15 protein-coding genes and 1 pseudogene are annotated in these 25,417 nt (G+C 69.4%); 9 read left to right on the forward strand and 7 right to left on the reverse strand.

What is annotated here, in order from left to right; translation table 11 throughout:
* Nucleotides 1-12: 12 nt before the first annotated feature.
* Genes ACIA8G_RS02490 through ACIA8G_RS02510 form a run of 5 tightly spaced genes read right to left on the reverse strand, consistent with a single transcriptional unit; the run spans nucleotide 13 to nucleotide 3,470 of the window.
* Nucleotides 13-1,596 (reverse strand): Na+/H+ antiporter, encoded by a 1,584-nt coding sequence (locus tag ACIA8G_RS02490; RefSeq protein WP_396416467.1) that lies wholly within the window; start codon nucleotides 1,594-1,596, stop codon nucleotides 13-15.
* Between the two features lie 18 nt (nucleotides 1,597-1,614).
* Nucleotides 1,615-1,923 (reverse strand): thioredoxin, encoded by a 309-nt coding sequence (trxA, locus tag ACIA8G_RS02495; protein ID WP_396416468.1) that lies wholly within the window; start codon nucleotides 1,921-1,923, stop codon nucleotides 1,615-1,617.
* Nucleotides 1,914-2,300, reverse strand: a complete 387-nt coding sequence (locus ACIA8G_RS02500) for a MerR family transcriptional regulator (RefSeq protein ID WP_396416469.1) — start codon at nucleotides 2,298-2,300, stop codon at nucleotides 1,914-1,916. Before ACIA8G_RS02500 ends, trxA begins: the two co-directional genes overlap by 10 nt.
* A gap of 43 nt (nucleotides 2,301-2,343) precedes the next feature.
* Complete coding sequence (locus tag ACIA8G_RS02505; RefSeq protein WP_396416470.1) at nucleotides 2,344-2,748, reverse strand: hypothetical protein; 405 nt, start codon at nucleotides 2,746-2,748, stop codon at nucleotides 2,344-2,346.
* Between the two features lie 8 nt (nucleotides 2,749-2,756).
* Nucleotides 2,757-3,470 (reverse strand): DUF6745 domain-containing protein, encoded by a 714-nt coding sequence (locus tag ACIA8G_RS02510; RefSeq protein WP_396416471.1) that lies wholly within the window; start codon nucleotides 3,468-3,470, stop codon nucleotides 2,757-2,759.
* Nucleotides 3,471-3,836: 366 nt separating this feature from the next.
* Here ACIA8G_RS02510 and ACIA8G_RS02515 point away from each other — a divergent pair, with 366 nt between their 5' ends.
* Genes ACIA8G_RS02515 through ACIA8G_RS02530 form a run of 4 tightly spaced genes read left to right on the forward strand, consistent with a single transcriptional unit; the run spans nucleotide 3,837 to nucleotide 6,831 of the window.
* On the forward strand, nucleotides 3,837-4,685 hold the full coding sequence (locus ACIA8G_RS02515; protein WP_396416472.1) for an amino acid ABC transporter permease: 849 nt from the start codon (nucleotides 3,837-3,839) through the stop codon (nucleotides 4,683-4,685).
* Entirely contained in the window at nucleotides 4,682-5,404 is a 723-nt protein-coding gene (locus tag ACIA8G_RS02520; RefSeq protein ID WP_396416473.1) for an amino acid ABC transporter ATP-binding protein, read from the forward strand. The genes ACIA8G_RS02515 and ACIA8G_RS02520 overlap by 4 nt, the downstream gene beginning before the upstream one ends.
* Before the next feature lie 12 nt (nucleotides 5,405-5,416).
* Entirely contained in the window at nucleotides 5,417-6,349 is a 933-nt protein-coding gene (locus ACIA8G_RS02525; protein ID WP_396416474.1) for an ABC transporter substrate-binding protein, read from the forward strand.
* Nucleotides 6,350-6,378: 29 nt separating this feature from the next.
* Nucleotides 6,379-6,831, forward strand: coding sequence for a winged helix-turn-helix domain-containing protein (locus tag ACIA8G_RS02530; protein ID WP_396416475.1), 453 nt, complete (start codon nucleotides 6,379-6,381; stop codon nucleotides 6,829-6,831).
* A gap of 66 nt (nucleotides 6,832-6,897) precedes the next feature.
* Here the strand turns inward: ACIA8G_RS02530 and ACIA8G_RS02535 are convergent.
* Nucleotides 6,898-11,943: pseudogene (locus ACIA8G_RS02535) on the reverse strand (SDR family NAD(P)-dependent oxidoreductase); the annotation flags it as partial.
* Between the two features lie 305 nt (nucleotides 11,944-12,248).
* On the opposite strand from ACIA8G_RS02535, the gene ACIA8G_RS02540 reads away from it, so the two are divergent.
* Nucleotides 12,249-13,121, forward strand: coding sequence for an aminoglycoside phosphotransferase family protein (locus tag ACIA8G_RS02540; RefSeq protein ID WP_396416476.1), 873 nt, complete (start codon nucleotides 12,249-12,251; stop codon nucleotides 13,119-13,121).
* Here ACIA8G_RS02540 and ACIA8G_RS02545 read toward each other — a convergent pair.
* On the reverse strand, nucleotides 13,098-13,937 hold the full coding sequence (locus ACIA8G_RS02545; RefSeq protein WP_396416477.1) for a helix-turn-helix domain-containing protein: 840 nt from the start codon (nucleotides 13,935-13,937) through the stop codon (nucleotides 13,098-13,100). The genes ACIA8G_RS02540 and ACIA8G_RS02545 overlap by 24 nt on opposite strands.
* A 55-nt stretch (nucleotides 13,938-13,992) precedes the next feature.
* On the opposite strand from ACIA8G_RS02545, the gene ACIA8G_RS02550 reads away from it, so the two are divergent.
* From ACIA8G_RS02550 to ACIA8G_RS02565, 4 genes are all read left to right on the forward strand, one after another.
* Complete coding sequence (locus ACIA8G_RS02550; protein WP_396416478.1) at nucleotides 13,993-14,745, forward strand: nuclear transport factor 2 family protein; 753 nt, start codon at nucleotides 13,993-13,995, stop codon at nucleotides 14,743-14,745.
* Nucleotides 14,746-14,997: 252 nt separating this feature from the next.
* Complete coding sequence (locus tag ACIA8G_RS02555) at nucleotides 14,998-21,504, forward strand: SDR family NAD(P)-dependent oxidoreductase (RefSeq protein WP_396416479.1); 6,507 nt, start codon at nucleotides 14,998-15,000, stop codon at nucleotides 21,502-21,504.
* Nucleotides 21,492-25,148 (forward strand): beta-ketoacyl synthase N-terminal-like domain-containing protein, encoded by a 3,657-nt coding sequence (locus ACIA8G_RS02560; protein ID WP_396416480.1) that lies wholly within the window; start codon nucleotides 21,492-21,494, stop codon nucleotides 25,146-25,148. The genes ACIA8G_RS02555 and ACIA8G_RS02560 overlap by 13 nt, the downstream gene beginning before the upstream one ends.
* Complete coding sequence (locus ACIA8G_RS02565) at nucleotides 25,148-25,408, forward strand: acyl carrier protein (RefSeq protein ID WP_036014077.1); 261 nt, start codon at nucleotides 25,148-25,150, stop codon at nucleotides 25,406-25,408. The genes ACIA8G_RS02560 and ACIA8G_RS02565 overlap by 1 nt, the downstream gene beginning before the upstream one ends.
* Nucleotides 25,409-25,417: the final 9 nt, after the last annotated feature.

The raw sequence follows: 25,417 nt of genomic DNA on the forward strand, positions 1-25,417 counted from the left end.
ACCGAGCCTATGTCAGTCCTCCGCGATCTCCCGCCGAGACAGCCGAACCTCCTCGATGTCCAGCCGAGTCTGCACCGCCCGCAACACGATGTCGTCGATCGCCCGCTCGTCCCGCAACCGCACCACCGTGGCCCGCTTGTGCGCGATCAACTCGAGCCGAAGAGCCGTGTACTCGGTCTCGGACTGGACGACCTCCTCGTCACCGGCCTCCTTGGCCCGCACGACCTCCAGGTGGTGCTCGTACTCGGCCCGGACCCGCTTGTAGACGACGTCGCTCACCCCGACCTTGTCCGCGAGGCCGGGCAGCGCCTCGTAGGCCTCCTCGGACGCGGTCGACTGCGCCAGCCGAAGCTCCTCGTCCAGCGCCGTGTCCTCGGGCAGCTGCGAGAACCGGATGATCGACGGCAGCATCAGCGCCTGCACGATCAACGTCAGCACGACCACGCCGGACGTGATGAGGATGATCTCCCCGCGGAACGGGAACGGCCCGCCGCCCACCACCGTCTCGGGCACGGCCAAGGCGGCAGCCAACGACACCGCGCCGCGGAAACCCGCCGCGGACGACACCAGGCGTTGCCGCGCGCCCACCCGGCGGAGTCGTTGTTGCGGACGGCGATCGATCGCCCGGATGACATAGGGAGTCGTGTAACTCCACAACATCCTCGTGGCGGCGACGGTCAGCGCCACCAGCCCGATCGCACCGAACGCGGTGAGGATTTCAGAACCGTTCAGCGCTCTCACAGCGCCGTGTGCCTGGAGTCCGATCAGGACGAACAGGGCGCCGTTGAGCAGGAACGTGGCCAGGCTCCAGAACGCGTAGCTCTGCTGGCGGGTGTCGGCCGGCACGATGCGCGGCCCTACCTGCGAGAGCGTCAGCCCGCACACGACGACGGCGATCACGCCGGAGCCGTGCACCAGCTCGGCCAGCAGGAAGGCGGCGAACGGGGTGAGGATGCTGACGACGCTCTCGTGCAACGGGCTGTCGAGCCGCTTGCGGACCTGCACGGCCAGCCAGGCGATCGCCAGGCCCGCCACCGCGCCGCCCACGTAGGACAGCAGCAGCCGCCAGCTCACCATGCCCGCGCTGAACTGCTGCTCGCCCGTGGTCACGGCGATCGCGATCGCGTAGATGACGAGCGCGGTGCCGTCGTTGATCAACGACTCGGCGCGCAGGATGGTCGTCGTGCGGCGCGGCATCCCGCGTGCGATCGCGGAGACGGCGGTCGCGTCGGTGGGTGCCAGGGCCGCGCCGAGCACCCACGCCGGGCCCCAGTCGAGGCCCAGGGCGTGGGCGACGGACGCCACCGCCGCGGCCGTCGCGAGCACGAGCAGCGTGCTGAGCAGCACGATCGGGCGCAGGTTGCTGCGGATCTCCCGCAGGGAGGTGTTGAGGCTCTCCCAGTACAACAACGCCGGGAGGAAGATCAGCAGCATCGCCTCCGGCGGCAGGCTGACCGACTCCAGGGCGGGCACGAAGCCCAGCACAGCGCCGCAGACGACGAGCAGCACCGGTGCCGCGAGACGCAACCGTCCTGACGCGACGCTGCTCGCCAGGATGCAGACGCCCAGCACCACTACGAGTTCGAGACCGAGCATGCGCCCAAGATAGGCGGCTCAGCGCGCCAGCGCGTCATCCAGTTCGGCCAGCAGGCGCGACTTGGAGCGCGCTCCCACGATCTGGTGGACGGGTTGACCGTCGCGGAACAGCAGCATCGTGGGCAGCGACATGACCTGGTAGTCGCGCGCGGTGGCGGTGTTCTCGTCGGCGTTGATCTTCAGCACGGTCAGGTCGTCGCGCTCGCGGTCGATCTCGTCGAGCACGGGCGAGAGCATGTGGCACGGTCCGCACCACTGCGCCCAGAACTCGACCAGCACGGTGCCGGTTCTCGTCTCGGCTGCGAACGTGGCATCTGTCAGCTGCACTTGAACTCCTTCGGTTCGGCCACGAGGCACGGGTCCTGGAAGGCGAGCCTGGCCAGCAGGAAGTCGCGCACACCCTGGAGCTGCTCCAGGCACGCGTCCACCTCGGCGAGCTTGCGCCGGTAGACCTCCCGCGAGTCGGGGCACGAGTCGCCGGACTCGTGCCCCGCGCGCAGGCAGGCCACGAACGGCCTGGTGTCCTCCAGCGACATGCCGACCGCCTGCAGCGACTGGATCTCGCTGACCAGCCGGAGGTCGTGCTCGTCGTACTCGCGGTAGCCGTTGGCCGTGCGCTGCGCCTCCAGCAGCCCCTGGGACTCGTAGAAGCGCAGCGCACGGGTGGTGGTGCCGGCTCGCCTGGCCAGTTCGCCGATCCTCATGGCCACGACGCTAAACCTTGACGCGCACGTCAAGGCAACATTCTCAGTCCGCGACCAGTCCGGTGCGTTCCCGCTGCCGCCGGACGACCCAGCGGCCGGGCGCGATGCCGGTGCCGCCGTGCTCGGGATGCAGCAGGTAGGCGGGCGCGGTGTTCTCGATGATGCCGATTCCCAGTTCCGGGTTCCCGACCGCGGACCACGTGCAGGTGCCCGGGTCGGCGACGAGGACGTGCGGGTTGCGGCCGTCCCCGCCGGCGACGAGGTGGATGCCCTCGGCGGGCACCCAGCGGGAGGCGTTCGGGTCCGGATCGCCGGCGAACATCGAGAACGGGATGATGATCAGGTCGCCCTGGGCCTGCAGGCCGTCGACGACGGGGATGGTGGTCTCTCGCTCGAGGTGGTCGAGCGCGTCGACGTTGGTGCGGCCGACGAGTTCAGCAAGGTTCATGGTTACTTTTAGGTGCGTCGAAGGAGTTGGAGGTACTGGTCGGGCTCCAGCCCGTAGGTCCAGGCCGCGGCTTCGACCGGGTGGCGGAACCACTGGGGCACGCGCAGCCCGTAGCGGCGCCGCGTGCCGTCACGCTCGACCGAGCCGTTGACGACCACCAGCAGGCGGGCGCGTTCGGGCAGGTCGTGGAGCGTCAGGTGAAAGCCCGGGTTCGCGGGATCGTGTGCGCTGGCGATCGGCGTCAACGGGGTGCCGTGCCACGCATAGGCGCAGCTGCCGTCCGCGAACGCGATGGCGGGCCCGTTGTCGTTGTGCGGCAACGAATCCTCGTCAACGTGCATCGCAACTGGCCGTTCGGCCATGACGCAGACGTCTTCGCGTGGCCACCACCAGCCGGTCGAGCGGGCCAGCGTCTGCCACAGATCCGTGTCGTGCTGGCCGCACCAGCCCAGGCCGAGTGACACCGGCATGGTGGATTTCACCAGTGAGACAAGGCTTTCGCGCACCCGCGCCCGCTGGGCCTGGCCCTGCCAGCCGGTGCGCTGCCGCAGCTCGTATCGCAGATCGGACGCCAGTGCGGCGATCCGTGCCTCGACGGACTGCCAGTCGCCGTCGAACCGCACAACTTCCTTGGCAGGCAACACTTTTGTGGCCTCTGCGGGTGATCGCACCCACACGAACCGGGGAGGTGGCCTGCCGGTAGCCGCGTACAGCTGCGCCACGGCCTCTTCGGCCGTCGGACGATCAGCGGGTGCGGTGCTCAGCGCATGGCGAAGCCATCTATCGCGGAGCAGAACGGGGGAGCGGGTCTCAAGCCCGCCCGGTGCGCTCACAGCGCGAGGGCGCGCACGCCCTTTCGAGTCGACATGCGGAAGATCGTGACACCAACCGGCCGGGAAGCGCAAGCCCGTAGTTCCGCGGCTCCGGGATCACCTCGGTATCCGACAGTTGTTCACGAAGTGGACGCCCTTGCTCGGCCGATCGAGCGGTCCTTAGCGTGAGCGTCGTTGTGCGAGTGCTCTCGTCTCGCCTCACGTTCCCCGCCGCAGCAAGGATTCGCCATGCCCTCTTCCGGCACCCTGACACTGGTGTCCACAAAGGACGACGAGCTCGCCTCCTTACCGGTCGTGCCGGCCCGCCACCCGTGGCGCTGGGTCGGTGTCGCCTTCGTGCTGGTGCTCGCCGCGCAGTTCGTGCACGGCCTGGTCACGAACCCCGCCTGGGACTGGCCGACCTTCGCGCGGTACTTCACCGCCCAGTCGATCCTGACCGCCGTCGGCACGACGATCGTCCTGACCGTGCTCGGCACGGTGCTGGGCTTCGCGCTCGGCATCGTCGTCGCGGTCCTGCGGATGTCGCGCAGCCCGTTCCTGCAGGCGGTGGGCTGGACCTACATCTGGGCGTTCCGGTCGATCCCGCTGATCGTGCAGTTGCTGTTCTGGTTCAACATCTCCTATCTGTACCAACGGCTCAGCCTGGGCATCCCGTTCGGACCGGAGTTCGTGAGCTTCGAGACCATCGCGCTGATCAGCCCGATGGGCGCGGCCGTGCTCGGCCTCGCGCTGCACCAGGCGGCCTACGCGGCGGAGATCGTCCGGTCCGGCGTGATCTCGGTCGACCGCGGGCAGCTGGAGGCGGCGGCCGCGCTCGGCATCCCGAGGTTCCGGCAGTTCCGCAGAATCGTGCTGCCCCAGGCGATGCGCTCGATCCTGCCCAACGCGGCCAACGAGGTGATCAGCCTGTTCAAGGGCACGTCGGTCGTCTCCGTGATGGCGATCGGCGAGCTCTTCTACCAGGTGCAGGTGATCTACGGCCGCAACGCGCGGGTCGTGGCGCTGCTGATGGTCGCGACCGTCTGGTACATCATCCTGACCACCCTCCTCTCGATCGGCCAGCACTACGTCGAGCGCTACTTCGCGCGAGGAGACCGCCGGTGATCGAGATTCTGGGTGTGCACAAGAGCTTCGGCTCGCTGGAGGTGCTGCGCGGGGTGTCGCTGACCGTCGCGGCAGGTGAGGTCGTGGTCGTGCTCGGCCCATCCGGATCCGGCAAGTCGACACTGCTGCGCACGATCAACCACCTGGAGAAGGTCGATCGCGGGTTCATCACCATCGACGGTTCGCTGATCGGCTATCAGCGGCGCGGCGGGAAGCTCCACGAGCTCAAGGAACGCGAGATCCTCAAGCAACGCAAGGACATCGGGTTCGTCTTCCAGAACTTCAACCTGTTCGGGCACCTCACCGCCCTGGAGAACATCGCGGAGGTGGCCGAGCTGGCCCAGGCCCGGCACTTCCTGGCACGGGTCGGGCTGTCGGACAAGGCGGACGCGTACCCGCGCCAGCTCTCCGGCGGCCAGCAGCAACGCGTCGCGATCGCGCGAGCCCTCGCCACGCGACCGAAAGTCGTGCTGTTCGACGAACCGACGTCGGCGCTCGACCCGGAACTGGTCGGCGAGGTGCTCGACGTGCTGCGCGACCTCGCCCGCGCCGGCACCACGATGGTCGTGGTCACGCACGAGATCGGCTTCGCCCGCGAGGTGGCCGACCGGGTCGTGTTCATGGACGACGGCGTGATCGTCGAAGAGGGCACACCGGACGAGGTGCTCGATCATCCGGCCCACGAGCGCACCCGCGCTTTCCTGTCCAAGGTTCTGTAGAAGGAGTTCGTTGTGCGCAAAGTACTTCTCGCCGTCCTGGCGTTCGGTCTCGCGGCCTGCGGCACCGCCGGTGGCGAGGAACCCGCCGAGGTCGCCGGCCTGAGCGTCGACCTCAGCCCGGACCAGAAGCGGATCGCCGCCACCAAGGACGACAGGATCGCCTCGAAGGTGCCGGAGAAGTTCAGAACAAAGGGAGAGCTGGTGATCGGCGGATCCGCCGGGACAGCACCGCCGCTGAGGTTCTACGCCACCGACGACAAGACCGTGATCGGTGTCGAGACCGACATCGCCAGCCTGGTCGCCGACGTGCTGGGCCTCAAGCCCAAGCTCGAAGTCGCGTCGTGGGAGAACCTCTTCGTGGGTCTGGACAGCGGCGCCTTCGACGTCGGCCTGTCGAACATCACGGTCACCGAGGCGCGCAAGGAGAAGTACGACTTCGCCACCTACCGGCTGGACACGCTGGCGTTCGAGGCGAAGAAGGGCGGCACCTGGAAGGTGAAGGAGCCGAAGGACGTGGCGGGCAAGATCATCGCCGTCGGCTCCGGCACCAACCAGGAGAAGATCCTCGTCGACTGGAGCGCCAAGAACGTCGCGGCCGGCCTGCCCGCCACCGACATCAAGTACTTCCAGAACTCCTCGGACTACTACCTGGCGCTGCAGTCGGGCCGCATCGACGCCTACCTCGGCCCGAACCCGACCTCGGCCTACCACGCGGCGACCTCCGGCCAGACCGAGGTGATCGGCAACTTCTCCGGTGGCGCGTCCGTCCAGGGCAAGATCGCGGTGACCACCAAGAAGGACAACGGTCTCGTCGCTCCGGTCCAGGAAGCGCTGAACCAGCTCATCGCCAACGGCAAGTACACCGAGGTCCTGAAGCGCTGGGGGCTCTCCGACGAGGCCGTGCCCACGTCGGAGATCAACCCGCAGGGCCTGCCGAAGACCTGATCCCGGCATCCGCCAGGAGGCGAACCGTCATGCGTTTCAGCATCACCATCGACACCGAGAACGAGGAGACCGCGCTGCGGCTGCTCAGCGCGTTGAAGGACGTGGGTCTGGAACAGACCCTGGAAACGGCGGCCGAGGACGTGGACGTCCTGGTCCTGCCGGACACGCGGCAGGTGCTGCTGCGGGACGAGCTCGTCGAGCTCACCCGGCTGGAGTTCGAGCTGCTGCTGCACCTGTGTGAGCATCGCGACCGCGTCCACCGCCGCCGCGAGCTCCTGTCGGCGGTGTGGGGTGTCGACGACGACTACAGCGGCGCCCGCACGGTCGACGTGCACGTCCGCCGGGTGCGGCAGAAACTCGGTGACGCGGCGGACGTGATCCAGACGGTGCGCGGCGTCGGCTATCTGGTCGTCTCCAGCGGCCGGGTGCGGGTGGAACGCTCGTCCAACGTGGTCCGGCTCGCGGACCGGCGCGCCGGCTGACGGCGGGCCGCACGCCGTCAGCCGACGTGCGGCCCGCCGCCCAGGCGTTCGGAAGTGCTTTGCCCGTCAGGCTTCGACGGGGTGGAACGCCGCCAGCCAGTCCTCCATCACCCCGGCGGTCAGGTGCGCGTCCTCCTTCACCATCGCCATGTGGTCGGTGGCCACGAACCGGACGTCGTCAGCGGGCACGGCGACGTCCTGGGTCGTGGTCACGAGACCCGTGCCCTCGACCTCGTTGGAGCAGCGGATCAGCAGCTTCGGCACGGTCGGGTGGACACCGGTGTCGATGATGCGCGGGAACCAGTGCGCCATCGCGGACAGCCGGGCGCTGTTCATGTTGACCGCGGGCGAGTCCATCGTGTTGAAGTAGTTCGTGGTGACGGACCCGAAGTCCATGCCCTCGCGGTTGTCGTAGTTGAGGCTCAGCGTGTCGAGCATGATCACGCCGTCCGCCTTGATGCCCCACGTCTCCTCGAGGACACCAGCCGCCAGGTACGCGAGCGTGCCGCCGGAGGAGTGCCCGACGAGCACGAACGGGTCGCCGTCGCTCGCGTGCAGCACCGCCTCCGCCACCCACCTGTTGACCGCGGCGGCGTCCTTGGGCAACGGTTCACCGGCACCGAACCCGACCAGTGGCAACGCGCTGACCTGCCGCTTTCCTCGCAGGTGAGCGGCGAGCCTGGCGTACATGTGCACGCCGGCGGTGGCTCCCGGCGCGCTGATGCAGATGAGCTTCGGGAGTTTCGGGCCGTCCGCGAGGGTGACCGCGTCCGGCAGTTCGTCGAGCTCGGCGGGGGAGGAGAACATCGGGCGCAGGTTCGCCACACCCTTGAGCATCGCCAGCCCGGCCGCGACCTGCCCCTTGGACACGGCGTCCATGAACAGCCCGAACACCGTGTCCTCCGCGGCCACCTCGACGCCGTTGCTGCTCGACGCTCCACTGTGGAGGGTGCCGAGCTCGGTGACGAGGTGCTTGGCGAGGTTCGCCGGTGTCTTGTTGTCGAACACGATGGAGCCGGCGAGTTTGAGGTTGAGCAGTTCGTTGAGCTGGTTGCGCAGTTCGACGGCGATGAGCGAGTCGAAGCCCAGCTCCAGGAAGTCCTTGTCCGCGTCGACGGCACTCGGGTCGGGATGGCCGAGCAGCGCCGCACAGGTGCCCACGACGAGGTCCCTGACCATGCTCTCGCGGTTCGCCGGGTCGTTGCGCAGCCGGTCCAGGACCGTGACGGCGGCCTTCTCCTGCGGCGCTTCGGTCGTGCCGCCGAGCAGCTTGGACACCGGTCCGCGCTGCGCGGCGACGTGAATCGGCACCAGCACGGGTTTCTGCTGCGCGATGGCCGCGTCGAACAGCGCGAGGCCCTGCTCCTTGGCCAGCGGCGGCATGCCGGACCGGTTCATGCGGTCCATCGCGGCCTGGCTGAGCCCGGCCGTCATGCCGGAGTCCTGCGCCCAGGGGCCCCAGGCGAGGCTGATCGTGTTGGGGTGGCTCAGTGCGAGCGCGTCGAGGTAGGAGTTGGCCGCGGCGTAGTTGCCCTGGCCCGCAGCACCCATGACACCCGAGACCGAGCTGTAGAGGATGAGCGGGACGTCCGTGGCGTTGCGGAGGTGGTGGGCCGCATCGACCTTCGGGCCGAGCACCTTGGTGAGCTTCTCGTCGTCAAGTGCGTCGATCAGCGCGTCGTCCAGCACACCCGCCGTGTGCACGATGGCCTGCAACGGTTGTTGTGCCGCTGAGAGCAGCGAAGTGACGTCATCCTGGCGGGAGACGTCGGCCGCGGCGATCGTGACCGTCGCGCCTGCCGCCTGGAGTTCGGCTTTCAGCTCGGCGGCGCCGGGGGAGTCCTCGCCACGCCGGCTCGCCAGCAGCAGGTGCCGGACGTCGTGGCGCGTGACGAGGTGCCTGGCCAACTCCGCGCCGAGCCCGCCCGTGCCACCGGTGATCAGGACGGTCTTGTCCTGCTCCCACCGGTGCTTTTCGTCGCTCAGCGGGATCTCGTTGAGCCGCGGCACCTTCGTCTGTCCATTGCGGACCCGGACCTGCGGTTCGTCCCAGGCGATGAGCTTGGGCAGCAACGCACCGGAGACGTCCAGCCCGTCGGTGTCGAACAGCAGGAACCGGCCGGGGTTCTCCATCTGCGCGCTGCGCACGAGCCCCCACACCGCCTCCGCGGTGAGATCACCGCGGCTGGCGAACACGATGCGCGAGCTGAATTCGCTCGCCTCCTGCAGGATCGCGAGGATCCGCTTGGTCTGTGCGAGCGTGCTCTCCGGCGTGCCGTCACCGCTGACGGAGACGATGAAGACGTCCGGAGTCGTGTTCTGCGCCGCTTCCGCGAGAGTCTCGCCGTAGCCCGTGACAGTCTGGCCCGCGCTGTAGAGGACGTGCGCGAGGTCGAACTCGTCCGCACCGATGATCGCCCACCTGGCGCCCGCGACGGGGTTCGCGGTGACCGTCTTCTCGGTCCAGGTCAGCTCGTGCAGGGCCGGCTGGCTCTGCTTCGACGGCCCGGTCGGCGCGCCGGTGCCCTTGGGCCAGAAGCGTTGCGTGTCGAACGGGTAGGTGGGCAGCGCGATCTTGACGCCGTGCGGGTAGAACCTCGCCCAGTCGACGTTCACGCCCGCGGTGTAGAGCTTGCCGAGCGCGGTGAGGACCGCTTCGAGCTCGGCCTTGTTCTTGCGCAGCGTGGGAATGCAGCCGTCGACCAGTGCGGACAGCACACCGGTGGGCCCGATCTCGACGAACGTGGCCTCGCCGATGCTCTCGACGTTGTCGGCGAAGCGGACGGTGTCACGGACGTGCTGGACCCAGTACTCCGGGTCGGTCGGGTCGCCGTCGGTGTGGATGTCGATGCGCGGCTGGCGGAACTTGAGGTTCTGGATGGCGTTGCGGAAGTCGTTGAGCATCGGGTCCATCAACGGGGAGTGGAACGCGTGGCTGACCCGCAGCTGCTTGTGCTCCCAGTTGCCCGCGATCCGCTTGGCCTCTTGTTCGTCGCCGGCGATGACGATGTCCGTCGCCGAGTTGATGGCGGCGATGGCGACGGTGGCCGTGAGGTGCTGGCGCACCTCCTGTTCGGTGGCCTTGACCGCGAACATGGCGCCTGTCTGCGGCAGGGCCTGCATGAGGCGGGCGCGTTCGTTGACGAGCCTGGCGGCGTCTTCGAGCGTGAGGATGCCGGCGACGTGCGCGGCCGCGATCTCGCCGATGGAGTGGCCGGCGACGTGGTCGGGCTTGAAGCCGTAGCTCTCGAGGAGGCGGTAGAGGGCGACCTCGATCGCGAACAGGGCCGGCTGGGTAATGCCGGTCTGGTTCAGCGCTTCCTCGTCGTCGCCCCAGATGACGTCGTCGAGGTCCGCCTCCAGGTGCTGGGTGACGTCGTCGAACGCCCGGCGGAAGGTGTCTGACGTTTCGTACAGCTCCTTGCCCATGCCGAGGCGTTGCGCGCCTTGGCCGCTGAAGAGGGCTGCGGTGGGTTTGCGCTGGATCTGGCCGGTGGCGATGGTGGCGCCGTTGAGCAGGACGGCTCGGTGCTCGAACCCGGTCGCCCTGGTGGTGAGGAGCGAGTAGCCGATGGCTGCGGGGTTCGCTCCGCTTGCTGCCAGCGCGGCTGTCTGCTCGATTCGGGCTTGCAGGGCTGCTGGCGACTTCGCTGAGACGACCAGCGGGGTCTCGGTGGTCGCGCCGAAGCCCATCGGGCACGTGCCGCTCGGGGTCGATCCGCCGTCGGCGTCGCCGTTCGCATCGGGCGAAGCCGGCGCCTCCTCAAGGATCACGTGCGCGTTCGTGCCCGACACGCCGAAAGAAGACACCCCGGCTCGCCGCGGCCGCTCACCGCGAGGCCACGGCGTGTCCTCGGTCAGCAGCGCGATGTCGCCCGCCGCCCAGTCCACGTGCGACGACGGCTCGGACACGTGCAACGTGCGCGGCAGCGAGCCGTGCCGCAGCGCCATCACGATCTTGATCACGCCCGCCACACCCGCGGCGGCCTGCGTGTGGCCGATGTTCGACTTCACCGCCCCGAGCCTCAGCGGCGAGGTGCGGTTCTGGCCGTAGGTCGCGAGCAGCGCCTGTGCCTCGATCGGATCACCCAGCACGGTGCCGGTGCCGTGCGCCTCGACCGCGTCGACATCGTCAGCAGCCAACCCGGCCGATGCCAAGGCGGCGGCGATCACTCGGCGCTGCGCGGGGCCGTTCGGGGCGGAGAGGCCGTTGGAGGCGCCGTCCTGGTTGACGGCGCTGCCCGCCACCACCGCGAGCACGGGGTGGCCGTTGCGCTGTGCGTCGGAGAGCTTCTCCACCAGCAACACGCCGACGCCCTCGGACCAGCCGGTGCCGTCCGCGTCGTCGGAGAACGCCTTGCAGCGGCCCGAGACGGCGAGACCGCCCTGGCGGGTGAAACCGGCGAAGTTCGACGCCGTCGCCATCACGGTCACGCCGCCCGCGATCGCCAGCGAGCACTCGCCGTTGCGGAGTGCGGCAGCAGCGAGGTGCAACCCGACGAGAGAAGAGGAACACGCCGTGTCGATCGTGACGGCCGGACCTTCAAAACCGAATGTATACGATATACGGCCGGAGATGACGCTCGCGGCCGTGCCCATGCCGGCGTGGCCCTCGACGTCTTCCTCCGACGCGATCAGCACGTGCCCGTAGTCCTGGCCGTTGGTGCCGACGAACACGCCGGTCTCGCTGCCCCGCAACGAAACCGGGTCGATGCCGGCCCGTTCGACGGCCTCCCAGGTCGCCTGCAGCAGCAGGCGCTGCTGCGGGTCCATCGCCAGCGCTTCGCGCGGCGAGATGCCGAAGAAGCCGGGATCGAACTCCGCCGCGTCGTACAGGAACCCGCCCTGCAACGTCGCGGAGTCCCCGCCCGCCAGCGTTCCCAGGTCCCAGCCGCGGTCGGTCGGGAAGCCGGTGATCGCGTCCCTGCCTTCGGAGACCAGGTCCCACAGGTCCTCGGCGGAGCGGACGTCGCCGGGGAACCGGCACGCGATACCGACGATGGCGACCGGCTCGTGCTTGCCGGACTCGACCGCTTCCAGGCGCTGCCGGGTTTCGTGCAGGTCAGCGGTGACCCACTTCAGGTACTCCACGAGCTTCTCTTCGTTCGGCATCGCCGGAAACCTTCCGTCTGTGAAGTGGGTCAGCGTTCGGTGCGTCGGCCGAGTCGAGACGGTGGCGGCACCGCGGCGAGCGCGATCGTCAGCTGCTCATGCTCTCCATCGGTCCGAATCCCGCGGTGCTCCCCGAGGCGATCCCCGTGTGCACATTCGAACAGCTGCACTAGTAGTGGATTCCACAGCTTCTGGGCGTGAGAACGTTTCCTGAGTGATCACCTGAAGGCGCGCCCGGAAATCGGTTGCTCCAGGTGGAGGCCCAGGTGTTGCATCGGGACACCGAGCCTCTGGGGAGTTGATCGATGCTCGACGGCGAGACCGCCATTGACGTGGCGCTGGTGGACGAGCTGATCCGCGGGCAGTTCCCGCGCTGGCACGGCCTGCCCCTCACCCGGCTGCGGCACGGCGGCACCGACCACGAGATCTACCGCCTCGGGGATGAGCTCGCGGTGCGGCTCCCGCGCATCGAATGGGCCAAGGATCAGGCCGAACGGGACTTCGTCACGGTGCCACGGCTGGCCCCGCACCTCCCGGTCGCGATTCCGGAACCGCTGGAGCTGGGCGATCCCACGGAGCACTACCCCTACCGCTGGTCGGTCGTGCGCTGGCTCGACGGCGACATCTCCACGATCGATGCGGTCAACCGGGACACCGCGACCCGCCTCGCCGAGGTGGTCCGGTCGTTGAACGAGATCGATGCCGCGGGTGAACCGTGGACCACCTACCGCGGTCGACTCGATCGCTCCGACAGCGACGAGCGAGTTCGGAGTGCCATCGCGGAACTCGGCGGCGACCCGAGGCTCCTCGCGCTGTGGCAGGAAACGCTCGACGCGCCGCACTGGGACCGGCCCGCCCGCTGGCTGCACGCCGACCTGCACGCGGGCAACCTGCTCTTCACCGAGGGCGAGCTGACCGGTGTGATCGACTGGGGGAGCGCGGGCGCCGGCGATCCGGCGGCAGACCTCATGACCGCGTGGTTGTTCCTCGACGAACGTGGCCGCAAGGAGTTCCGGCGTGAGCTCGCGGAGTTCGACGACGCCACCTGGGTCCGCGCGCAGGGATGGGCGCTGGCGCTCGCCGTGCTCGCGTTGCCGTACTATCGCGAGACGAACAAGTTCCTCGCGGGCATCGCGAAGCACACCCTCACCCAGTTAGTGCCGGAAGGCACCTGGTGACACACCCGTCTCACGGGTGAAGAACTTCGTGAAGTTGGTGGCCTCGCTGAACCCCAGCCGATGCCCGATCGCCGCGGACGACAGATCGGTGTGCACGAGAAGCCGTTTCGCCTCCAGCGCCACGCGGGCGTCGATCAACGCCTTCGCCGACCGGCCGGTCGCCTCGAGGCAGATGCGGTTCAGGCTGCGCAACGAATAGCCGATGCGCGTGGCGTACTCGGCGGCGTTGCGCGTCGAAGCGAACGAGCGCTCGAGCTCGTGCTGGAAGCGTTCGAAACGGGCGTCGCCGCGCGACGTGTCCGCGTCCGTCGGCAGGCGGGCGACGCGGAGCAATACCGCGCCCAGCAACTGGCGGAGCAGGTCCACCGGCTCGTTCGTCAGCACGTTGCGGCGGTACTCCTGCCTGAGGTCCTGCACGGCTCGGGTGACGACCGGCAGTTCCGCCTTGGGGACGGTCCGCACCACCGGGCCGAACGGACTCAGCAACTGCCGCGTGCCGTCCAGCGGCGGCGGGAACGCCGGGGTGAAAAGGACCATCAACGCGTCCGCGGAGCCCTGGGGCAGGCGCAGCACGCGGCCAGGGCTCAGGTGCAGCAACGTGCCGGGCGTGCACGGGTGGTCCACGAAATCGACCATGGTGGTGCCGGTGCCCGCGGTGAACAGGAACAGCTGGTGGAAGTCGGTGCGGTGGACCCTGGAAAGCGTTTCCGCCGTGACCCTGCGACGGAGCACGCCGAGGTCGAGCGCTTCCAGACCCAGCTTCCCGCGGTCGGGGTTGCTGAAGCCGAACTCCGCGACCTGTCCACTTTTGACCATGGTGAGGCGTGATCCTACCTCGTCCGCGGAGCACGGGTGGGACATCTTTGGAGCCATGAACAACAAGGAAATCGTGCTCAAGGCCGCAGGTGAACTCTTCGGAGACAAGGACCCGTCCGCTGTGGACCGCTGGGTCGCGCCGGACTACCGCCAGCACAGCTCGCTCATCGCCGACGGACCCGAGGCGCTGCGGGGGCTCGTCGCGAGCCTGCCGGAAGGCTTCCGCTACGAGCTTGCGCGGGTGGTTGAAGACGGTGATCTCGTTGCGTTGCATGGTGTGTACCACGGCTTCGGGCCGGAGCCGCTGGTCGCGTTCGACCTCTTCCGGGTCGAGAACGGCAAGCTCGCCGAGCACTGGGACGCCCTCGCGCCCCTGGTCGGGGAGACCGCGAGTGGACGGTCGCAGACGGACGGACAGAGCGAGCCGTCGAACGACGACACCGAGCGAAACCGGGCTCTGGTAAAGGAATTCGCCCAGCGGATCCTCCAGGACGCCGACTACTCGGTGCTCACCGACTACATCTCCACCGAGACCTACCTCCAGCACAACCCGGAGGCGGCGGACGGGCTCGACGGGTTCGGGGCCGCCGCGGCGAAGTGGGCCGAGCAGGGCAAGAACCTTGTTTACACGACTGTCCACAAAGTGGTGGCCGAGGGTGATCTCGTGTTGCTTCAGTCGGAGGGTGAGTTCGGCGAGCCGGTGGCGTACTGGGATCTGTTCCGCGTGCGGGACGGCCGCATCGTCGAGCACTGGGACGTCATCGCGCCCGCCTCGGTCGAGTTGCCGCACTCCAACGGCCTGTTCTGAGGCGCTCCGCCCGAATGCCGGGACGCGGATGCGCTGGCATAGCACGCCGCGCCATCCGCGAACCGGAGTAAGGCGCCCCGCCATCTGGGGTCATTCGTCAGGTTACGTATATGAGAAAGTTTCACTACCCCCCTCGACGGCGCCTGTGGTTTGTGCGTACGGTGAGCGCGCTGTAACCGTACCGGCCAGTAGTAACCGAGCTGAATTCCTTTCTCCCCACCCCTGCACGGTGAGGAAGCGAGAGCAGTGAACATGCTGTCGGATCGAGAACGGGTGCTGTGCCTGAGTCCGTTCAGCACCCCCAACCCGGCCCTCGTGGTCGCGGCCGAACGAGCGGGCGGCCTCGGCGTGCTCGATCTTGGGCCGAGCGCCGCCGCTGATCTTCGCCGCGTGACCGCGCGTCACCCGCGCGCGTTCGGGGTGCGCCTGCACGGGCCGTTGACGGTCGCGTTGCCCGAGGCCGTCGACACCGTCGTGGTCGATCTGGTTCGATACCTCCCGAACCGGGCTGAGCTGGGTGAACGCCGCGTCCTCGCGGTGATCACCTCGGTGGACGAGGCCATTGCGGCGATCGAGTACGGGGCCACCGGGCTGATCGCCAAGGGTGCTGAAGCAGGCGGCCGGGTGGGTGGTTCGCCCGCATTCGTGTTGCTCCAGCAGGTGCTCGCGCTGACCGATCTGCCGGTCTGGGTGGCCGGTTCGATCGGCCCCGGCACGGCTGCCGCAGCAATCGCCGGCGGTGCACGTGGAGTGGTCCTGGATGGGCAGCTCACGCTCCTTGCAGAGGCTCGAAAACAGTTATCCGATGAAATTGTCAACACGGTCCGCATGATGGACGGGGCCGACACCTCCGTGACCAACGGGTTACGTGTTCATGTTCGTCAGAACACGCTTGAAATTGGTCAGGAAGGTGCGTTCGCGGAATTCAACCGCATCTCGTTTGGCACCGTCGGAGGCCTCGTCGGCGCGATTCAGCGGGCCATTCGGGACAATCTCGCCCAGGCGGGCGAGCACCGCTCGATCCGGGCCGGCGGGCCGTTCTGCGACCGCGTGCCGGGACTGCGTTACCCGATCGCGCAGGGCCCGATGACCCGCGTCAGCGACCAGCCCGCGTTCGCCGCGGCCGTCGCTGAGGGCGGCGCGCTGCCGTTCCTCGCGCTGGCGCTGATGGAGGGCGCGGCCGTCCGCGTGCTGCTGGAGCACACCGCGCACAAGCTCGGCGACCGGCCGTGGGGTGTCGGTCTGCTCGGGTTCGCGCCGCCGGAGCTGCGGGCCGGTCAGCTCGCGGCCGTGCTGGAGGTGCGGCCCAAGTACGCGATCATCGCCGGAGGTACGCCCACGCAGGCGCGCAAGCTGGAGGACGCCGGGATCGAGGCGTTCCTGCACGTGCCGTCGCCCGCGCTGCTGCGCCGGTTCCTCGACGAGGGTGCGCGCAAGTTCGTCTTCGAAGGCTCCGAATGCGGCGGGCACACCGGCCCCCGATCCAGCTTCACGTTGTGGCAGCAGCAGATCGACGTCCTGCGCGGCCGCGAGAAAGACGTCGTCGCGCTGTTCGCCGGTGGCATCCACGACGCCCGTTCGGCCGCCATGATCTCCGCGATGACCGCGCCGCTGGCCGCGCGGGGTGCGGCGATCGGCGTCCTGATCGGCACGGCCTACCTCTTCACGGAGGAAGCCGTCACGCACGGCGCGATCCGGCCGGTGTTCCAGCAGATCGCACTGGAGTGCGAGGACACCGCGCTGCTGGAGACCTCGCCGGGCCACGCGGTCCGGTGCGCCCAGACGTCCTATGTGGACACCTTCGAGCAGGCGCGGGCCGAACTCACCGGTCTGTCGAAGCAGGAGAGCTGGGAGCGGCTCGAACAGCTCAACCTGGGACGTCTCCGGCTGGCCAGCCGAGGTCTCGTCCGGGGCGATGACGGCCTGGTGGAGGTCGGCGAGGACGAACAGCGCCGCGAGGGCATGTTCATGATCGGCCAGGTCGCGACGCTCAGGTCCGAACGCACCACGATCGCCCAGCTGCACGAGGACATCGTCTCCGGCCTGCTGCCGGAAGCCGCCCATCACGGCACCGTCGCCGAGCCGCTGGACGTCGCCATCGTCGGCATGGCGGCGATCATGCCGGGCGCGCGGGACGTCGCCGAGTTCTGGTCGAACGTGCTGGCGGGCACCGATTCCATCACCGAGATCCCGGCGGACCGGTGGTCACCCGAGCGCTACAACAGCCCGTTCAAATGGGGCGGATTCATCCCGCGCACGGCGTTCGACCCGCTTGTCTACGGTATCCCGCCCACGTCGCTGACCTCGATCGAACCCGCGCAGCTGCTGGCGCTGGAGGTGTCGGCGAGGGCGCTGAAGGACGCCGGCTACGCGACGCGGATCTTCGACCGCGAACGCACCGCGGTGATCTTCGGCGCCGAGGCCGGTGCCGACCTGGCGAACGCGTACACGATCCGCACCGCGTTGCCCGCCCTGGGCATTCGCGGCCTGGACGATCACCTGCCCGAGCTGACCGAGGACTCGTTCCCCGGCGTGCTGGGCAACGTGATCTCGGGCCGCGTCGCGAACCGGCTCGACCTCGGCGGCGCCAACTACACGGTCGACGCGGCCTGCGCGTCCAGCCTCGCCGCGCTCGACGTGGCGTGCAAGGAACTCGTCGGCGGCACCAGCGACATGGTGCTGTGCGGCGCGGTCGACCTGCACAACAGCGCGCACGACTACCAGATGTTCGCCTCGGTCAAGGCGTTGTCGGCGAAGGGCCGGTGCGCCACGTTCGACTCGGCGGCGGACGGCATCGCGCTCGGCGAGGGCGTGGCATGCCTGGTCCTGAAGCGGCTGAGCGACGCGGAACGCGACGGCGACCGGGTCTACGCGGTGATCAAGGGCATCGGCGCGTCCAGCGACGGCCGGTCGCTGGGCCTCACCGCGCCCCGTCCGGAAGGCCAGCAGCGGGCGCTGCGCAGGGCCTACGCGTCCGCCGGTGTGCCGGTCACGGCGGTCGGCCTGGTCGAGGCGCACGGCACCGGAACCGTGGTGGGCGACCGGACCGAGCTGGCCTCGCTCACCGAGATGTTCTCCGCGGCCGGACCCGGCACCTGCACGATCGGCTCGGTGAAGTCGCAGATCGGGCACACCAAGTGCGCGGCCGGGCTGGCGGGCGTGATCAAGGCGGCGCTGGCCGTGCACACCGGGGTACGGCCCGGCACGCTGCACGTCAAGCAGCCCAACGCTTTCTGGAACGCGCAGACCAGCCCGTTCGCGTTCGGCCACCGCACCTGGGCCACGCCCGTGCGGGACCGGATCGCGGGGGTGAGCGCGTTCGGGTTCGGTGGCACCAACTTCCACACCGTCATCGCCGGCTACGACGGCGCCGACGAGCCGCGTCACGGCCGGACCGTGTGGCCGGCCGAGTTGTTCCTGATCCGCGGCGAGAACCCCGAAGCCGCGCAACGAGAAGCCGCCCGCCTCTCCGCTCTGGTGGACTCGCGGACGCCGTTGCGCGCCCTGGCCGCGGCTTGCGGCAGCGGGGTGGTTCAGGCGGCGTTCGTGGTCAGCGATCACGACGGTCTTCGGAAGGCCCTGGCTGATGTCGAGGCCTGGCAGGCGTCCGACGTCGTGCGGTTGACGACGGGGGAGCGGCCTAAGATCGCGTTCCTGTACCCCGGCCAGGGCAGCCAGCGGCCGGGCATGCTGCTCGACCTGGTCACGGCTTTCCCGCGACTGCAGGACTTCGTGGACCCCAGGTACGAGCGGGTGATGTTCCCGCCGGCCCCGCTGACCGCCGACGACGTGGCGAGCCAGCGTGCCGCGATCACCGACACCCGGATGGCTCAGCCGACGCTCGGGATCGCCGGGCTCATGGTCACCGCGCTGCTGGAATCCGTTGGGGTGCGGCCGGATCTCGCCGGTGGCCACAGCTACGGCGAACTGGTCGCGCTCACCGCGGCCGGCGTGTTCGAGCCCGCCGACCTGCTCGCCCTCAGCGCGGCACGCGCCGAGGCGATGCTCGACGCCGTCGGCGAGGATCCCGGCACGATGGCCGCGGTCACCGCTGCCGTGGCCGAGGTCGAGGCCCTGCTGCCCGCGGATGTCGTGGTGGCCAACCACAACTCGCCCGACCAGGTCGTGATCTCCGGTCCCACCAAGGCTGTGGAGAACGCCGTCGAGGTGCTGCGAGGCGCAGGGCTGACCGTGAAGAACATCCCGGTCGCCGCCGCGTTCCACAGCCCGCTGATGGGCGGTGCCCGCGACCGGTTCGCGGCCCGTCTCGCGGCCGTTTCCATTGGTGAGACGCGTTTCCCGGTCTGGTCGAACGTCACCGCCGAGCCGCACACCGACGTGCGCGGCGGACTGGCCGCGCAGCTCGCGGGCCGGGTGCGGTTCGTGGACCAGATCGAGTCGATGTACGCGGCGGGTGCACGGATCTTCGTCGAGGCCGGACCGGGCGGGGTGCTGACGTCGCTGGTGGGCAAGACCCTCGGCGACCGGCCGCACCAGGCGTTGCGCTGCGACGACCACGTGACGTTCCTGCGCACGCTCGCGGAGCTCGCGGTCGCCGGTGTCGAGGTGGACGCCGCGCCGCTGTTCGAGGACAGGACCGAACCGGCGACGGCCGTGCCGCCACGGCCGTCCTGGTACGTGGATGGAGGTCTCGTGCGGGACGCGAACGGCGACGCACTACCCGGTGGGCTGCGGCCCGCCACCGAGTTCCCGACGCTGCACGTGGGATCCGGGCTGAGTCGCGACGAGATCATCGAGAAGTTCCTGGACGGCATGCGGGACGCGGTCAGCGCCCAGCGCGACGTGCTGCTGAGCTACCTCGGCAACGCGCCTGCCGCACCGGCGCCCGCACCGGTACAGCCCGCCATCGAACGCGCGGTGGCCCCGGCACCCCAGGCCGCGCCGCAGGAGGACGTGGGCGCGGTGGTGCTGCGGACGATCAGCGCCCGCACCGGGTACCCGCTCGAGATGCTCCAGCCAGGGCTGGATCTCGAAGCCGACCTGTCGATCGACTCGATCAAGCGGACCGAGATCGTCGGCGAGCTGGTGGCCGAGCTGGGCGCGACGGGGTCGATCGACGAGCTGGCGCAGCTCAAGACGATCGAGGGCATCGTCGGCTGGTTCGGTGTCTCCGCACCGGTATCAGCCCCGGCGAAGGACGTGCGTGCCGTCGTCCTCCAGACCATCAGCACCCGCACGGGCTACCCGATCGACATGCTGCAGCCGGGCCTGGACCTGGAAGCCGACCTGTCGATCGACTCCATCAAGCGCGCCGAGATCGTCGGCGAGCTGGCCCAGGAACTGGGTGCGACAGGTGCGATCGACGAACTGGCCCAGCTGAAGACGATCGACGGAATCGTCGGCTGGTTCGGCACGGCGTCTGCAAGTACTACCAACTCGCAGTTGGTAGTACTTGCAGACGCCCAAACAGCAGGCCGTCTCGTGCGGTTGGTGCCGCAGGTCGTGCCCTGCGAGCCCGCGCACCCCGCCGACCTCACCGGCAAGACCGTGCTGATCGTCGACGACAACGGCATCGGCCTCGAACTGGCCGACATCCTCGAACGCCACATCACCCGCCCGCGCATCGAGCCCGCCTTCCCCGCGGACCTGACCGGGATCGACGTCGTGGTGCGGCTCGGCGGACGACTGCCGGAGGCGTTCAGCGAGGTCAAGACCTGCGTCACGAGCGGGGTCGGCCTCCTCGTGGTGACCACGGGCGGAGGCACGTTCGGCTTCGACCACACCCCGGACGAGCTGCCCGCGGACATCGGCCTGCACGGTCTGATCCGCACGGCCGCGCTCGAGTACCCGGACCTCGTGGTGCGCGCGGTCGACGTGAACCCCAAGGAAAGCCACCGCGACATCGCCACCGCCCTGTTCACCGAGATCGGCCCCGGCCCGGCGGTCGTCGGCTATCAGGCAGGCAGGCGCCAGATCATCGAAGCCGAAGAACAAGGCCTCAAGACCGGTGACCTCAAGCTGGACGCCGACAGCGTGGTGCTCCTGACCGGTGGCGCCCGCGGCATCACCGCGCTGGCCGCGCTCAAGCTCGCCGAACGCACCGGCTGCCACATCGAGCTCCTCGGCCGCACCCCGATCGCGGCCGAGGACCACCGGCTCAGCCACGCCACCACCGAGCCCGACCTGGTGAAGGCGCTGTTCGAGCTGGGGGAGAAGGAGAACGTGCCGGCCAAGGCACGCAAGGTGCTCGCCGAACGCGAAGTCCGCCAGACCATGGAACGGCTGCGCGCCACGGCTTCCTCGGTGCGCTACCACGAGTGCGACGTCACCGACACCGCAGCCGTGACCGCCGTGCTCGACGACATCCGGGCCAGGTTCGGGCGCATCGACGGCGTGATCCACGGCGCGGGCGTGCTGGACGACAAGCTGATCGCCGACAAGACGCAGGAGTCGTTCGACCGCGTCTGGGCCACCAAGGTCAACGGTGCCAAGGCGTTCGGCGACGGTTTCCTCGTGCTGTTCGGCAGTGTCAGCGGCGTCTTCGGCAACCGCGGCCAGGCCGACTACTCGGCCGCGAACGACGCGCTGGACCGGATGGCCAGGTTCTGGGGCACCCAACGGCGTGTTGTCGCCGTCGACTGGGGTCCCTGGGCCGGTGCCGGGATGGCCGTCGGGCTCGCCGGCGAGTACGCGCGCCGCGGCATCGGGCTGATCGATCCCGAACAGGGCGCCGACGCGCTGCTGAACGAGATCGCCGCCGGTGAGGACGTGCAGGTGGTCTACCGATGGGAGGCATAGCGATCGTCGGGATCGGTGCCGTCTTCCCCGGTGCCCCCGATGCCACGACGTTCTGGCGCAACATCGTCGCCGGCGTCGACGCGATCGGGCAGATCCCGCCCGGCCGCTGGGACCCGGCCACCTACTACGACCAGGGCAGCACCACCGGCGACCGGTTCTACTGCCGCAAGGGCGGCTTCGTCGACGACCTGGCGGAGTTCGATCCGACCAGGTTCGGCATCATGCCGTCCACAGTGGACGGCGCGGAGCCGGACCAGCTGCTCGCGCTGGCGACGGCCGCCGAGGCGATCGCGGACGCCGGCGGCGAGACGACCCTGCCGTCGCGGGACCGCATCGGCGTGATCGTCGGCCGCGGCGGCTACCTCACGCCCGGCTGTGCCCGTCTCGACCAGCGGGTCCGGCTCGCGGACGAGGTCGTGTCGGTCGTCCGGGACCTCTTCCCCGGCACGGACCTGGAGTCGGTGCGCCAGGCCATCCGCGAGCGGCTCGGACCGGAACAGCCCGAGTCGTCGATCGGCCTCGTGCCGAACCTCGCGGCCTCCCGCATCGCGAACCGGTTCGACCTCAAGGGAACTGCCTACACCGTGGACGCGGCCTGCGCGTCCGGCCTGGTCGCCGTCGAGCACGCCGTCCGCGAGCTCCAGGAGGGCCGCGCGGACGCCATGCTCGCCGGCGCCGTGCACGTCTGCCACCACCCGACGTTGTGGAGCGTCTTCACCCAGCTCCGCGCGCTCAGCCCGAGCGAGCGCATCCGGCCGTTCGACGCGGGAGCGGACGGCACGCTGCTGTCCGAGGGCGTCGGCATGGTCGTGTTGAAGCGCCTCGAAGACGTCGGCGACGAACGCGTCTACGCGGTGATCCGCGGCATCGGCACCGCGAGTGACGGCCGCGCCACCAGCATGATGACGCCCAACCCCGATGGCCAGCTCCTTGCCGTGCAACGGGCCTGGGCATCAGCGAGCCTTGACCCGAGAACCGACGGACCAGGCCTGATCGAGGCTCACGGCACCGCCACGCCCGCCGGTGACGCGGCCGAGCTGCAGACGATGATCAACGCGTTCGGCGCCGACGGCGACGAGATCGGCATCGGCACGGTGAAGTCGATGATCGGCCACGCGATGCCCGCCGCCGGGATGGCCGGGCTGATCAAGGCCGCCCTCGCGTTGCACCACAACACGTTGCCGCCGACCCTGCACGTCGACAAGCCGCACTCGGCGCTCAACGGCACCAGGTTCACGCCGGTCCAGGAAGCCAGGGACTGGACCGGTCCGCACCGCGCGGTCGTGAACGCGTTCGGCTTCGGTGGGATCAACGCGCACGCCGTGCTCGACGGCCACACGGTCGCCAAGCCGCGCAAGCCGGTCATGACCTTCGCCGCCGACACCGCCGAGGAACTGGCCAAGGCGCTCCAGGAACGCCGGTCCTCCAGTGCGGACAGGGCGTTCCGGCTCGCGATCGGCAACCCCGACGAGCGCAAGCTCAAGCTCGCCGAACGGGTGCTGGCCCAGGGCAAGGCGTGGCCCGGCCGCCACGACATCTGGTTCTCTCCACAGCCGCTGCTGACCGGCACGGACCAGGTCGCGTTCCTGTTCCCCGGCTTCGAGCGCGAGTTCAGCGGCGAGGTCGTCGACCACGCGGTCAAGCTGCTGCAGGACGGCCGCCGCGAGGCCCGTGAGCTGATGGCGCTCGGCATCACCCCCGGCGCGCTCGCCGGGCACAGCATGGGCGAGTGGACCGCCATGGTCGTCGGCGGCATCTACCCGACGATCGACGAGTTCGTCAGCGCGCTCGGACCTGGCGCGGTCGCGGTCGTGGATATCGCATACGCCGCGCTGGGGTGCTCGGCCGACATCGCCGAGAAGTACCTCGCAGACGGTGTCACGATCAGCCACGACAACTGCCCGCACCAGTCGGTGATCTGCGGCCCGATCGACCGCCTCGAGACAGTGCTCGAGAAACTCAAGGCCAACGGCGTGCTGGCTCAGCTCATGCCGTTCCGCACCGGCTTCCACACCCCGGCGCTGGCCCCGTACCTCGGGCGCGCCAAGGAGATGCTCGACCAGCTGCCCGTCCGCGCCTCGGACATCCCGGTGTGGTCGGCGAACTCCCTCGAACCGATGGCCGCCGGCGAGATCCGCGACCTGGTCCTGCGGCACCTGGTGGAACCGGTGCGGTTCCGGCCGCTGCTGGAACGCCTGCACGGTGCGGGTTTCCGCGCGTTCGTCCAAATCGGACAGGGCAGCCTGCCCGGCTTCGTCGGCGACACGCTGTCCGACCGGCCGCACCTCGCGGTGAATGCCGACATCGCGCCGGAGGCGCTGTGGGCGTTCGGGCTCAAGCGCGGCACCGCCCACCGGGTCAAGCTCCAGCTCGGCACGCCGAGGATCAGGCTCGACCCGATCGCCGCCGGACCCGCGGTGGTGGCCGACGACAGCCCGATGTCGGCCGCGGTCAACGCCCTGCTCGCACACACGAACGCGGTGGCCCGCGAGGTAGTCGGCGCGCTGCGGCCCAACGAGGCCGGGTTCACCCGCGAATTCTCGTTGCGCACCATGCCTGAGCTCGTGGACCACTCGGTGTTCCCGCAGGCGCCCGGCTGGCCGGACCTCGCCGACGGGTTCCCGATCGTGCCCGCGACCGGCCTGCTGGAGGTGTTCGCGGACGCCGCCCGCCGGCTCACCGGGGGCACCGTCCACGGGTTCGCCGAGGTCAGGGCCAAGCGCTGGCTGACCGCGCTGCCCGCGACGACCGCGAAGATCACCGCCCGCGTGGAGAGCGCGGATCGCGTGATGGTGAAGGTCGGCGACTTCGCTGAGGGCATCGTGCTGATGGCACCGGTTCCGGTGCAGCGGGTCGAGACAGAGCTGCAGGGCGTGCGCGAGGCACCGGTCCAGGCCACAGAGCTGTACCGGGACAACTGGATGTTCCACGGACCGGCGTTCGCGGGCGTCACGAAGATCGAGTCGCTGGCGGACAACGGGATCAGCGGCGTGCTCACGCCGTTGCCCGCGCCGGGAGCGTTGCTCGACAGCGCCGGGCAGCTGATCGGGCACTGGATGCAGGTCAGCCTCACCGTCGACCAGACAGTGCTGCCGACCGGGATCGAGCAGGTCTCGTTCCACGGACCGGTGCCGACCGGCGACGTCCACTGCACGGCCTGGATCCGCGCGGTGACCGCCCAGGAGATGGTCGCCGACGCCGAGCTGACCGTGAACGGCGCGCTGTGGTGCCGGATCAGCGGCTGGACCACCCGCCGGTTCACCACGGACGACCGGATCTGGCAGGTGAAACTGCGGCCGGGCACCGAAATGCTGTCCACTCCGAACGAGGAGTGGCTGCGGGTCAAGGAGAACTGGGCGGACAGCGCCACCCGCGACCTGATCATGCGCCGCTACCTGAACGCCGCCGAAAGACGGCACTACGGCGGGCTGGACGTGCCGGCCCAACGTGACTGGCTGCTGCGCGTGATCGCGGTGAAGGACGCCGTGCGCACGTGGCTGTGGGACCGCGGCGCCGGGCCGATCTACCCGGCGGAACTGACCGTGGACGCCGCCTGCAGGGTGCGTGGCGCGTTCGCCGTGCCACGGGTCGAAGTCGTTGCCGAACGAGGAACAGCCGCCGCCAGGGTGGAGACGGAGAAGTGATGGACGAGGTGCTGCAGCAGGTCGCCAAGCTGATCACCGAGGTGGTCGGGCCGGACTTCCTGTTGGGCGTGGAGATCACCCGCGACACCACGTTCAGCGACGACTTGGGTCTGGAGTCGATCGAGTTCGTCGCACTGGCGGACAAGCTCAACGCCCACTACGGCGTCGATCTCGTGGCGTTCCTGGCGGACATGGACATCGACGAGATCATGGCGATGTCCGTAGGCCGCCTCGTCGACCACATCACGGCTCGTGTCTGACGTTCACGC

Origin of the sequence: Lentzea sp. NPDC051213, from assembly GCF_044455585.1 — a bacterium.
In the GTDB taxonomy this organism is placed as follows: Bacteria; Actinomycetota; Actinomycetes; order Mycobacteriales; family Pseudonocardiaceae; genus Lentzea.